This window comes from Phycicoccus jejuensis (assembly GCF_044797865.1).
GTDB lineage: Bacteria > Actinomycetota > Actinomycetes > Actinomycetales > Dermatophilaceae > Phycicoccus > Phycicoccus jejuensis.
On the sequence record NZ_CP085209.1, the window covers coordinates 2,038,760 to 2,051,160 of the forward strand.

9 protein-coding genes are annotated in these 12,401 nt (G+C 75.2%); 4 read left to right on the forward strand and 5 right to left on the reverse strand.

Features of this window, described 5'->3' with window-relative positions:
- Window positions 1-11 precede the first annotated feature (11 nt).
- From LG324_RS09570 to LG324_RS09580, 3 genes are all read left to right on the forward strand, one after another.
- The gene (locus LG324_RS09570) at window positions 12-1,427 is read left to right on the forward strand and encodes a MiaB/RimO family radical SAM methylthiotransferase (RefSeq protein WP_404353082.1); all 1,416 of its coding nucleotides are present in this window, start codon (window positions 12-14) and stop codon (window positions 1,425-1,427) included.
- Window positions 1,424-2,167, forward strand: coding sequence for a CDP-diacylglycerol--glycerol-3-phosphate 3-phosphatidyltransferase (pgsA, locus tag LG324_RS09575; protein ID WP_404353084.1), 744 nt, complete (start codon window positions 1,424-1,426; stop codon window positions 2,165-2,167). Before LG324_RS09570 ends, pgsA begins: the two co-directional genes overlap by 4 nt.
- A gap of 202 nt (window positions 2,168-2,369) precedes the next feature.
- Window positions 2,370-2,678 carry a helix-turn-helix domain-containing protein gene (locus LG324_RS09580; RefSeq protein WP_030527327.1) on the forward strand — a complete coding sequence of 103 codons (309 nt, stop codon included), beginning with the start codon at window positions 2,370-2,372 and terminating at the stop codon, window positions 2,676-2,678.
- Between the two features lie 374 nt (window positions 2,679-3,052).
- On the opposite strand, the gene LG324_RS09585 is transcribed toward LG324_RS09580, so the two are convergent.
- Window positions 3,053-3,928 carry a DNA-formamidopyrimidine glycosylase family protein gene (locus LG324_RS09585; RefSeq protein WP_404353087.1) on the reverse strand — a complete coding sequence of 292 codons (876 nt, stop codon included), beginning with the start codon at window positions 3,926-3,928 and terminating at the stop codon, window positions 3,053-3,055.
- A 6-nt stretch (window positions 3,929-3,934) separates the two neighbouring features.
- The gene (locus LG324_RS09590; RefSeq protein ID WP_404353088.1) at window positions 3,935-8,638 is read right to left on the reverse strand and encodes an ATP-dependent helicase; all 4,704 of its coding nucleotides are present in this window, start codon (window positions 8,636-8,638) and stop codon (window positions 3,935-3,937) included.
- Between the two features lie 151 nt (window positions 8,639-8,789).
- On the opposite strand from LG324_RS09590, the gene LG324_RS09595 reads away from it, so the two are divergent.
- On the forward strand, window positions 8,790-10,157 hold the full coding sequence (locus LG324_RS09595; RefSeq protein WP_404353090.1) for a hypothetical protein: 1,368 nt from the start codon (window positions 8,790-8,792) through the stop codon (window positions 10,155-10,157).
- 37 nt (window positions 10,158-10,194) lie between these two features.
- Here LG324_RS09595 and LG324_RS09600 read toward each other — a convergent pair whose 3' ends face one another.
- The 3 genes from LG324_RS09600 to LG324_RS09610 all read right to left on the reverse strand — a co-directional run bounded on the left by LG324_RS09600 (window position 10,195) and on the right by LG324_RS09610 (window position 12,398).
- Window positions 10,195-10,668 carry a GNAT family N-acetyltransferase gene (locus LG324_RS09600; protein ID WP_030527323.1) on the reverse strand — a complete coding sequence of 158 codons (474 nt, stop codon included), beginning with the start codon at window positions 10,666-10,668 and terminating at the stop codon, window positions 10,195-10,197.
- 4 nt (window positions 10,669-10,672) lie between these two features.
- Window positions 10,673-11,302, reverse strand: coding sequence for a dihydrofolate reductase family protein (locus LG324_RS09605; RefSeq protein WP_404353092.1), 630 nt, complete (start codon window positions 11,300-11,302; stop codon window positions 10,673-10,675).
- A 70-nt stretch (window positions 11,303-11,372) separates the two neighbouring features.
- Window positions 11,373-12,398 carry an agmatine/peptidylarginine deiminase gene (locus tag LG324_RS09610; protein ID WP_404353136.1) on the reverse strand — a complete coding sequence of 342 codons (1,026 nt, stop codon included), beginning with the start codon at window positions 12,396-12,398 and terminating at the stop codon, window positions 11,373-11,375.
- Window positions 12,399-12,401: the final 3 nt, after the last annotated feature.

Consider the following 12,401-nt stretch of genomic DNA (forward strand, 5'->3'; position numbering starts at 1 on the left):
AGAGTGGCGGCATGACGACCAGTGCGACCCGCGGCAGCGTCGCGCTCGTGACCCTCGGCTGTACCCGCAACGAGGTCGACTCGGAGGAGCTCGCCGGCCGGCTCGCGGCCGACGGGTGGACCCTCGTCGACGACGCCGCCGACGCCGATGTCGCCCTCGTCAACACGTGCGGCTTCGTCGAGCAGGCGAAGAAGGACTCCATCGACACCCTCCTCGAGGCGGCCGACCTCAAGGAGACCGGGCGCACCCGGGCCGTCGTCGCCGTCGGGTGCCTCGCCGAGCGCTACGGGCGCACCCTCGCCGACGAGCTGCCGGACGCCGACGCGGTGCTCGGGTTCGACTCCTACGCCGACATGTCGACCCACCTCCAGGGCATCCTCGCCGGCAGCCGCCCCCAGTCCCACGTCCCGACCGACCGCCGTCGCCTGCTGCCGCTCTCGCCGGTCGAGCGCCCTGCGGCGTCCGACAGCGTGGCGCTGCCCGGGCACGACGCCGAGGTCGTCCGCTCGCGCCTCGGGTCGGCCCCGTGGGCGCCGCTGAAGATCGCGAGCGGCTGCGACCGTCGCTGCGCCTTCTGCGCCATCCCGATGTTCCGCGGCTCGTTCGTCTCGCGCCGGCCCACCGACGTCCTCGCCGAGGCGCGCTGGCTCGCCGGGCAGGGCGTGCGCGAGCTGTTCCTCGTCAGCGAGAACTCGACGTCGTACGGCAAGGACCTCGGCGACCTCACGCTGTTGGAGTCGATCCTCCCCGAGCTCACGGCCATCGACGGCGTCGAGCGCGTCCGCGTCTCCTACCTCCAGCCGGCCGAGGTGCGCCCCGGCCTGCTCGAGACGATGGCCGCGACGCCCGGCGTCTCGCCCTGGTACGACCTGTCCTTCCAGCACGCCTCGACCCCGCTGCTGCGCCGGATGCGCCGCTTCGGCGGCACCGAGCCCTTCCTCGGGCTGCTCGAGGGCGCGCGCGCACGTCAGCCGCTCGCCGGCGCCCGCAGCAACGTCATCGTCGGGTTCCCGGGCGAGACCGAGGCCGACGTCGAGGAGCTCGAGCGCTTCCTCACCGCGGCCCGGCTCGACGTCGTCGGCGTGTTCGGCTACTCGGACGAGGACGGCACCGAGGGCGAGACCCTCGACGGCCACCTGCCGCAGGACGTCGTCGCCGAGCGGGTCGAGCGCGTCTCCGCCCTCGTCGAGGAGCTGACCGCGCAGCGCGCCCTCGAGCGCGTCGGGGAGCCCGTCACCGTCCTCGTCGAGGAGCACGACGAGGAGGACGCCCTGGTCGTCGTCGGCCGGGCCGACCACCAGGGGCCGGACGTCGACGGGGTGTGCCACGTGCGGATGACCGACGGTGCGCTGCCCGCCGTCGGGTCCTTCGTCGAGGGCGTCGTCGTGGGGGCGGAGGGAGTCGACCTGCTGGTGGAGCCGCGATGAGCGAACCCACCCCCCGCCCGCCACGCCCCGTGCGGCCCGGGCCGCTCGCCGACGGGCGGATGAGCGACCCGTACCGCGTCGGGATCGACCCCGCGAGCCCGGTCGTGCCCGAGACCGGCCCGAGCGCGTGGAACATCGCCAACTACCTCACGGTGCTGCGCCTCGCCCTCGTCCCGGTCTTCGGCTGGCTGCTGCTCACGCACGGCGGCGAGGACCCGGCCCACCGCTGGGCGGCCTTCGGGGTCTTCGCGGTCGCGATGATCACCGACCGCATCGACGGCGACCTCGCGCGCAGCCGCGGCCTCGTGACGAACTTCGGCAAGGTCGTCGACCCGATCGCCGACAAGGCGCTCGTGACGATGGCCCTCGTCGGCCTCTCGAGCGTCGGCGAGGTCATGTGGTGGGTCACCGTGCTCGTCCTCGTGCGCGAGTGGGGCATCACCGCGATCCGCTTCTGGGTCATCCGGCACGGCGTCATGGCCGCGGGGCGGGGCGGCAAGGTCAAGACGCTGCTGCAGACCTTCGGCATCGGGTTCTTCCTCTGGCCGCGCTCGACGCTGCCCTTCAGCGGCTTCTGGGACGCCTTGTCGTGGACCCTGCTCGGGGCCGCTGTCGTCGTCACCGTCGTCACCGGGGTCGACTACCTAATCCAGGCCCTGCGGCTGCGGCGCACGAGCGAGCGGGCGGTGCGCAAGCGCGCCGAGCGCGCGGCGCGACGGTCCGGGGGAGCCTCGCGGTGACCCCGGCGGGGGCGGCGCGGCCGGCGGGAACAGCCGTGGGGGAGCGCGCGTTCTCCGAGGACCGGCCGCGGGCCCGGGCCACGAGCCTCACGGCTCGGCTCGTCCACGAGGTCGGGACCGTCCGGAACCTCCCTGCCGACGAGGCCCCGGCGCGGTACCGTAGGGCGACCACCGACGAGCCGACGTCCCGAGAGGAGGCACCGTGATCCTGCTCCGCCACGAGCTGGGCGAGGTGCTCCGCGAGGTGCGCACCGCGCAGAAGCGCACGCTGCGCGACGTCGCCAAGTCCTCGGCGGTCTCGCTCGGCTACCTCAGCGAGATCGAGCGCGGCACCAAGGAGGCCTCCTCCGAGCTGCTCGCCTCGGTCTGCGACGGCCTCGGGATGACCCTCTCCGAGCTGCTCTCCCTCGTGCGCGACCGCGTCGCCCACGTCGAGACGATGACCGCCCCGGTCACCCTGCCCGTCGCGCCGGCCATCGCCGCCGACGAGGTCTCCGCCTCCGCGGCCTGAGCCCCGGTCCCGACCTCACCCTGCCGCCCCGACCTCGCGGCGCCGAGGTGTCATGGCACCCCGGCACGGCGAGCTGTCACCGGCACTGCGGGATCACGCCGGCGCGGCGGGATCGCCCCGGCGCGGCGAGGGGGCACCGGCACCGCGAGGGCACTCCGGCACGGCGAGCCGGCACCGTCTCGGCGGGATCACCCCGGCGCGGCGAGGGGTCACCGGTACCGCGACGGCACCCCGGCAGGGCGCGACACAGGGGAACGTCCGCGACACCCCGGTTCCGAGCCGGGGTCTCGTGGACATTTCGGGGTGACCCCGAAAAGTGGAGGCGGTGGGGGCTCGTGGGGCGGCGGGGCTCGTGAGGTGGTGGAGGCCGTGGGTCAGGGGGAGCGGCGGCGGTAGGCGCCGCGCGGGCCCGGGGTGCTGCCGAGGGGGCGCTGGGGGCGGCCGTCGTCGGTGGGGGCGAGACCGCCCTGGCACGTCGGGCACGAGAAGATCGTCCGCTCCCGAGGAGGCACGCCGGCCATCGCGACGCGCACGGTGCTGCCGCAGCGGCGGCAGGGTCGGCCCGAGCGGGCGTGGACGTAGGCCTCCTCGCCGGCCCGTTGGATGCCGGTGCTGCCCTGCCACCCGGTCCGCTCGGCCGCCGCCATGAGCCGGTGCAGCCTGGCGAGCATCCGGTCGAGCCGGTCGGGGTCGGCCTCGGCGGCCGGCTGCCACGGGAACAGCCGCTCGATGAAGAGCAGCTCGCTGGCCCAGAAGGTCCCGACCCCGGCGAGGGTGCGCTGGTCGAGGAGCGCCTCGACGAGCGTGCGCGGATGGGCGAGCAGGTGGTCGCGGGCGAGGTCGGGGTCCCAGTCGGGGCCGAGGACGTCCGGGCCGAGGTGACCGACGAGGTCGGACTCGCGCGCCGTCGGCACGAGGTCGAGCATCCCGAGGCGCAGCCCGAAGCCGGACCACTCGTCGGTGAGCACGGCGGCGCGCAGGTCCTGCCGACGCAGCGTGCGCTCGGTGCGCGGGCCGGGGTGCTCGACGCGCCACTGGCCCTCCATCCGCAGGTGCGTGTGGAGGGTCGAGCCGGTGTCGAAGCGCTGGAGGACGTGCTTGCCGCGGGCCACGACCTCGAGCGTGGTCGCCCCGCGCAGGTCGACGTCCGGGGCCGAGGGCCAGCGCAGCTCGGCGTGCGTCACGACGCGGCCGGCGAAGGCGCGGTTCAGCCGGTCGGCCGTCCGGTGGACGGTGTCACCCTCGGGCATCGACGATCACCGCCGCATCCGCAGACCGCGGGGGGTGAGGTGGAACCCGGCGGCCTCGAGCGCCGAGACGACGGGGTGGTCGGAGCCGAGGAGCTGCCCGCCGTCGGCCTTCTCGACGGTGATCCGGCCGAGGTGGCCCCGCCGGACGGCGTCGGCCAGGGCCGAGGCGGCGAGGGCGAGGACGGCCGGGTCGTCGGCGAAGGTGAGCAGTGTCTTGCCGCCGCGCTCGACGTAGAGCGCGAGGACGCCGTCGACGAGGACGACGACCGCCCCGGCCTTGCGCCCCGGCTGGTGCCGGCGCCGCTTGTCGTCGCCCTCGCCGTCGGACGGCTCGGCGACCCGGTCCGGCCACGGCAGGGCCGCGCCGTAGGGGTTGGCCGGGTCGCTCGCCGCGAGGACGACCGTCGTGGGATCGCCCCGCTTCTCGCAGCCCGCCGGACCGGTGCCGGCGCGGAGCCGGTCGACCGCGCCCGAGGTGCCGAACTGCGACGCGCCGAGCCCCTCGACGAAGTACCCGCGCCGCACCCGGCCGCTCTCCTCGGCCTTGCCGAGCACCCGGTAGACGCCGGCGAAGCCGCCGGGGACCTCCTCGGCGGCCACCGCGCCGCGGGTGACGATGCCGTGCCGGTCGAGCAGCAGCTCGGCGGTCGCGAGCGCGCGCAGCGTCGGGTCGGCGTCGGCCGGCGGCAGCAGCGCCCACCGACCGGTCACCCGGGCGGGGCCGGAGCGCGCCGGGAAGGCCGGCCGCGACGGGGCGGACCCCAGCGCCCCGAGCGGCCCACGGCGGCTGCCGTACCGGGTGCGACGCGGCGCGGGCGTGCTGCGCTTGTGCGCCGTCCGGCCGCCCGCGAGCACGGCGCGCACGGGGGCGAAGGTGTCGCCGGTGACGCGGCCGGACCAGACGAGGTCCCAGAGGGTCGTGGCGAGCGCCTCGTCGTCGGTGCTGCCGACCTGGTCGGAGAGGCCCCGGAAGAAGTGGGCGCCGCCACCGGCGAGGAGGTCGAGGACGGCGATGCCCTGCTCGGTCGGCACCCGCTCCGGGTCCGGGCCGGGCAGCGTGAGGTGCGCGGAGTCGGCGAGGTGCAGCGACACCCAGCCGTCGTCGCCGGGGAGGGAGCCGTGGCCGCACCACAGCACCTCGCCCCCGGCCATCAGCTCGTCGAGCAGGGCCGGGGTGTAGTCGGCGACGCGGGCGGGCAGGACGAGCGACTCGACGGCGCTCGCGGGCAGGACCGCACCGCTCAGCTGCTCGACGGCCCGCAGGACGCCGTCGCGCCCACGCAGTCGCCCACCGATGCCCTGCCACTCGCCGAGGAAGCGCCCGAAGGCGTCGGGCGTGACCGGCTCGACCTCGGCGCGCAGCGCCGCGAGCGAGCGCCGGCGGAGCATCCGCAGGACCTCGGCGTCGCAGAACTCGGTGGAGCCGCCGCCGGTCGGCAGGAGCTCGCCCTCGACGACGCGCCCCGAGGAGACGAGCCGGGCGAGGGTCTGCGCGGCCACGGCGACCCCGATGCCGTAGGCCCGGGCGACCTCGGAGGCGTGGAAGGGCGCGTGGGTGCGGGCGTAGCGCGCGACGAGGTCGCCGAGGGGGTCGGCGACCGGCTCGAGGAAGGTCTGCGGCACACCCGGCGGGAGCGAGGCCCCGAGGGCGTCGCGCAGCCGGGAGGCGTCGTCGATGGCGGCCCAGCGGTCCTCGCCGGCCACGCGCACCGGGATCGCCTGGCGGGCGGCGGCGAGGTCGGCGAGCCAGCCCTCGACGTCGGCGCCGGTGACGCCCTCGCGACAGCGCTGGAGCACGCCGTCGACGGACAGCGGGCCGAGGACGCGCAGCAGGTCGAGGACGTCGTCACCGTCGCGGGCCGCGCGCTCGGGCGTCAGGCGCTGCAGCTCGGCCTCGGTGCGGGCGACCTGCTCGGCGTCGAGGAGGTCGCGCAGCGCGAGCCCCTCGGAGCCGCCCAGGAGCTCGGCGAGGAGCGAGGGGTCGAGGGCCAGCGCCGCGGCCCGGCGCTCGGCGAGCGGGGTGTCGCCCTCGTAGAGGAACTGCGCGACGTAGCCGAACAGCAGCGACTTCGCGAAGGGCGACGGCGTGCTCGACTCGACCTCGACGACGGTGACCTTGCGCCCGGCGACGTCGCGCATGAGCTCCACGAGCCCGGGTACGTCGAACACGTCCTGGACGCACTCGCGCACGGCCTCGAGGACGATCGGGAAGGTCGGGAACCGGCTCGCGACCTCGAGGAGCTGCGAGGCGCGCTGGCGCTGCTGCCACAGCGGCTGGCGCCGGTCGGGCCGGCGGCGGGGGAGCAGGAGGGCGCGGGCGGCGCACTCGCGGAACCGGCTCGCGAACAGGGCGGAGCCGCCGATCTCGTCGGTGACGATGCCGCGCACGTCGTCGGGGTCGAGGGTCACGAGGTCGAGCAGCTCACGGCCGACGCTGCGCCGGTCGATGCCCTCGACGTCGTCGAACTCGAGGTCGGGCAGCCGCAGGACGATGCCGTCGTCGCCGTGCATCGCCTGCACGTCGACGCCGAAGCGGTCGCGCATCCGCGCCGACAGGGCGAGCGCCCACGGGGCGTGCACCTGCGCGCCGAAGGGGGAGTGCACGGCGATGCGCCAGTCGCCGAGCTCGTCGCGGAAGCGCTCGACGACGACGGTGCGGTCGTCGGGGACGTGGCCCGTGGCCTCGCGCTGCTCGCGCAGGTAGGTGAGGAGGTTGTCGGCCGCCCACTCGTCGAGCCCGGCCGCCATCACCCGCTCGCGGGCGGCGGTGGGGGAGAGGGCCTCGACCTCGCGGACGAACTCGCCGACCGCGCGGCCGAGCTCGGCGGGGCGCCCGAGGGAGTCGCCCTTCCAGAACGGCAGCCGGCCGGGCAGGCCCGGCGCCGGTGTGACGAGCACGCGGTCGTGGGTGATGTCCTCGATCCGCCAGGTGCTCGTGCCGAGCGTGAAGAGGTCACCGACCCGTGACTCGTAGACCATCTCCTCGTCGAGCTCGCCGACCCGCCGGCCCGGCCCCTCACCCGTCGCGAGGAAGACGGCGTAGAGCCCGCGGTCGGGGATGGTGCCGCCGGAGGTGACGGCGAGCCGCTGCGCACCACGGCGACCGGTCAGCGTGTCGGACAGCCGATCCCAGGTGATGCGGGCGCGCAGCTCGGCGAAGTCCTCGCTGGGGTAGCGACCCGCGAGCATGTCGAGGACGGACTCGAGCACCGGGCGGGTCAGTGTCGCGTAGGGCGCGGAGCGACGGGCCAGCGCGAGCACGTCGTCGACCGTCCACTCGTCGAGCGCGCACATCGCGACGACCTGCTGGGCGAGCACGTCGAGGGGCGTCTGCGGCACGTGGAGCGCCTCGATGCTGCCCGAGAGCATCCGTTCGACGACGACGGCGGTCTGCACGAGGTCGCCGCGGAACTTCGGGAAGAGCACGCCGCGGGAGACGGCGCCGACCTGGTGGCCGGCGCGCCCGACGCGCTGCAGCCCGGAGGCGACCGACGGCGGCGACTCGACCTGCACGACGAGGTCGACGGCACCCATGTCGATGCCGAGCTCGAGGCTGCTCGTGGCGACGACCGCGGGCAGGCGGCCGGACTTCAGCTCCTCCTCGATCTGGCCGCGCTGCTCCTTGCTGACCGAGCCGTGGTGCGCGCGCGCGAGCACCGGTGCGGCGCCGGCGGACTGACCGGACTGGGCCATCACCTGCGCCGGCGTGGCCTTGAGGACCGCCGGCCGCGGCGTCGCGCCCTCCGCCCCCACCTCGTCGGCCCCGTCGGCGGCCTCGACGCGCTCCTCCCAGATCTCGTTGAGCCGCGTCGTGAGCCGCTCGGCCAGGCGCCGGCTGTTGGAGAAGACGAGGGTCGAGGTGTGGTCGGCGACGAGGTCGACGATCCGCTCCTCGACGTGCGGCCAGATGCTCGCGCGCTGCTCCTGCCCGGAGGCCGCGCCCGCGAGGTCGCCGGTCGGCTGCCCGAGCTCGCTCATGTCGGGGACCGGCACGACGACCTTGAGGTCCCACTCCTTGGTCGACGGCGGCTGGACGATGTCGACGGGGCGTCCGCCGGCGAGGTAGCGCGCCACCTCCTCGACCGGACGCACCGTGGCGGACAGGCCGATGCGCTGCGCCGGCCGCTCGAGCAGCCCGTCGAGGCGCTCCAGCGAGAGGGCGAGGTGCGCGCCGCGCTTGGTGCCGGCGAGGGCGTGGACCTCGTCGAGGACGACCGTCTCCACCCCGGCCAGCGCCTCGCGCGCGGCGGAGGTCAGGAGCAGGAAGAGCGACTCGGGCGTCGTGATGAGCACGTCGGACGGGGTGCGGGCGAAGGCGCGCCGCTCGTCGGCGGGGGTGTCGCCGGAGCGCACCGCCACCGTGATGTCCGGTTCCGGCAGCCCGAGCCGGGTCGCCGCGTGCCGGATGCCGACGAGCGGGCTGCGCAGGTTGCGCTCGACGTCGACGGCGAGCGCCTTCATCGGGGAGACGTAGAGGACCCGGCACCGCTTGAGCCGCTCCTCGGGCACCGGCTCCGAGGCGAGGCGGTCGAGCGCCCAGAGGAACGCCGAGAGCGTCTTGCCGGAGCCGGTGGGCGCGACGACGAGCGCATGGTGCCCGCTGCTCACCGCCTCCCAGGCGCCCGCCTGCGCCGCCGTGGGCGCGCTGAAGCTCCCGCGGAACCAAGCGGCGGTGGCGGGGGAGAAGCGGTCGAGGACGTCGGCAGGCATGTGCTCCACACCCTCTCACCCGGCACCGACACCAGGGCGGTCCCGCGGCGTCCACGACCCTGCGCCGTGGACGGATTCTCCGGAACGGATGCCGGGTCGCACCCCGCGGCGTACGATCCCGCGCATCGGACACATCTGCTCGAGGGGACCCATGCGACGCCTTGCCGCCATCCTGCCTGCCGCCATCCTGATGGCCCTCGGGGTCAGCACCGGACCCGCCGAGGCGGTGGCCCCCGTCCCGGCGGCCAGCGCCGTCGCGGGCCCGACGGGGGCCTACACGCCGCTCAAGCCGGCCCGCCTGCTCGACACCCGCAAAAAGATCGGCGTCACGACGACGACCCCGCTCGGGGCCGGCCGCTACGTCGACCTCCAGGTGAGCACGCGTGGTGGCGTGCCCACGAGCGGGACGTCGTCGGTGATCCTCAACGTCACCGTCGTCTCGCCGAGCAGCGAGGGCTACGTGACGATCTACCCGACCGGCTCCAGCCGGCCGACCGCCTCGTCGGTCAACTTCAACAAGGGGTGGACGGGGGCCAACCTCGTCACGGTCAAGCTCGGCAGCGGGGGCAAGGTCCGGGTCTTCAACTACGCGGGCAACGCGCACGTCGTCGCCGACGTCGTCGGGTACTACCACGCGAGCACGAGCACGGCCACGAAGTCGTACGGCGGCTACGCGGGCGTGGACCCCTCGCGCATCCTCGACACCCGCACGACGAACGACCCGCTGCCGGCCGGCTACTACCTGAGCACCGGCGCCGACTTCACGACGGCCGTCAACCCGCACGTCCGGGCCTTCGCGGTCAACGTGACGGTCGTCAAGCCGACCTCCGCGGGCTACCTCACCGCCTGGAACGGTGACGAGAACGCCATCCCGGGCACCTCCACGCTCAACTTCACGAAGGGCAAGACCGTGCCCAACATGGCCGTGGTGCCGACGCGGGCCTGCGGCAGCGAGTGCGCGGACCCGACCACCCCGGTCATCGGCATCCTCAACACCTCCGGCGGCAGCGCCCACGTCGTCGTCGACCTCGTCGGGATCTACGACGACAACACGCTGACCGACACGTGGCGCTACCGCGCGCTGCCGGGCCCGACGCGCATCGTCAACACCAAGACCGGTCAGGGCATCTCCTCGGCGATCCCGTCCAACGGCACCCGCACGGTCACCACGCCGTCGTCGATCACGACCACGGACACGATGGCGCTCGTCACGAACACGACCGCGAACAAGCCCACGACGACCACGGTCCTCACGCTCTGGAACGCCGACTACACGCGGCCGACGGTGAGCAACCTCAACCCCGCCGCGGGCCAGCTGGTGTCGAACATGACGTTCACCGACATCGGCACCGACTACGACTTCTCGGTGCACAACCGCGTCGGGTCGACCAACCTCGTCATCGACGTGGCGGGCACGATGGAGGCCGCCCCGGCACCGGCGCTGGCGAAGAGTGCCGCGAAGGTCGCGGCGCCGCGGCTCGCCCCGCAGGGCGTGCAGCTGGCGGCCCGCCACCGCTGAGCCCGAGGTCCTGCGCCTCGACGGCCCGGCCCCCGGGTCAGCCGTCGAGGCGCAGGACCAGCTCGGCGACCTCCGCCCGGCGGCCGGCGGCCCAGCCCGCGTCCTCGCCGACGACGCGGAAGCCGTTGCGCTCCAGCACGCTGCGTGACGCGACGTTGTCGGCGGCCACCCGCCCGTGGACCGGCCGCTGCAGCTCCTCCGCGAGCAGCAGCCGCAGCGCCTCCGACGCGATGCCCTCGCCCCAGCGCGCGGGGTCGACCCAGGAAGTGACCTCGCGCTCGCCCTCGACGGTGAACGCGGCCACGGTGCCCACGAGCACGCCGTCGCGCTCGATGGCCCGGTGCCGGACGGCGGGGTCGGCCCGGACGCGGTGCTGGTGCGCGTCGAAGGCGGCCCGGTCGTCCGGGTCCTCACGGGTGAACGCGGCCATCCGCACGGCCGGCGGGTCGCGCTGCCACGCGAAGAGGGCGTCGTGGTCCTCGTCCCGCACCGGCCGGAGCGTCGTGCCCACGACGTCAGTCCCGACGGTCCAGCAGCAGGTGCACCACGCCGCTCGGCGAGGCGACCACCTCGATGGCGTACGTGTCCTCGAGCGACTCGAGCCCGTCCCAGAGCCGCACCCCGCGCCCGAGGAGGATCGGGACCTGGACGACGTGCGCGTGGTCGACGAGCCCGGCCGCCAGGAAGTCCCGGACCACCGTCGCCCCACCGCCCACCCGCACGTCGAGCCCGTCGGCGGCCTCCCGGGCGACCTCGAGCGCCTCGGCGACCGGGGCGTCGAGGAAGTGGAAGGTCGTGCCGGCGGCCATCTCGAGCGGGGGGCGCGGCCGGTGGGTCAGGACGAAGGTCGGGGTGTGGAACGGCGGGTCCTCACCCCACCAGCCGCGCCAGGCCGGGTCGTCCTGCCAGCCGGGCGGCCCGAACTTGTGTGAGCCCATGATCTCGGCGCCGATGCCGACCGAGTGCTGCTGCGCGAGGGCGTCGTCGACGCCGGACGAGCCGTTCGGCCCCCAGAAGCGGGTCGCGAACATCCACGTGTGGAGGCGCTGCCCGGCGTGGCCGAACGGCGCCTCGAGCGACTGCGGCTCCCCGGAGCCGAAGCCGTCGAGGGAGACGGCGAAGCTGTGGACGCGGGTGCGGGACATCGGTGGCCTCCTCGGTCGGTGCCCGGCACTCTGGCACGCCGGACCGACAGTCGGCACCCCCGCGGCGTGCTCAGCCCACCGGCTGCTGCTGCGTGATGCAGTGGATGCCGCCGCCGCGCGCGAACAGCGGGCGCGCGTCGACGCCGACGACCGTGCGGCCCGGGTAGGCCTGCCCGAGCACGCCGAGCGCCTCGTCGTCGCGCGGGTCGTCGAAGGCGCAGGCCACGACGCCGCCGTTGACGACGAGGTGGTTGATGTAGGACCAGTCGACCCAGCCCTCCTCGTCCTCGAGCGTCCGCGGCGCGGGCACCCGGACGACCTCGAGGGTGCGTCCCGCGGCGTCCGTCGACGACGACAGGAGGCCCTCGAGCTCGACCGACACCTCGTGGTCGGGGTGCGCCGGGTCGTCCTGCCAGTGCAGCAGGACCGTCCCGGGCGCGGCGAAGGCCGCGACGATGTCGACGTGGCCGCGGGTGCCGAACTCGTCGTAGTCGCGAGTCAGGCCGCGCGGCAGCCAGACGCAGCGCGTCGCCCCGATCGTGCGCGCCATCTCGGCCTCCACGTCGGCCCGCGACAGCCCGGGGTTGCGGCCGGGGTCGAGCTGCACGGTCTCGGTGAGCAGGACGGTGCCCTCGCCGTCGACGTGCAGGCCGCCGCCCTCGTTGACGAGGTCGGACCCGATGCGCTCGGCCCCGGCCCGCCCGGCGACGAACGTCCCGATGCGCGCGTCGTGCTCCCAGGTCGCCCACTCCTGCGCGCCCCAGCCGTTGAAGACCCAGTCGACCGCGCCGAGCGTGCCGTCGTCGTCGCGGACGAACGTGGGACCGATGTCACGCATCCACGCGTCGTCCAGCGGTGCCTCGAGCAGGTCGACGCGGTAGCGGCCGTGGCGGCCCTCGTCGAGCCAGTGCCGCGCCACGGCGACGGCCGCGGGGTCGACGACGACGGTGACCGGCTCGAAGCGCGACACGGCGAGCGCGACGTCGGCCCACGTCGCGCGGGCCTCGTCGGCGTCGGCGTCCGTCGCTCCGAGCGTGTAGCCCGAGGACGGCCAGGCCATCCACGTGCGCTCGTGCGGGGCCCACTCCGGCGGCATCCG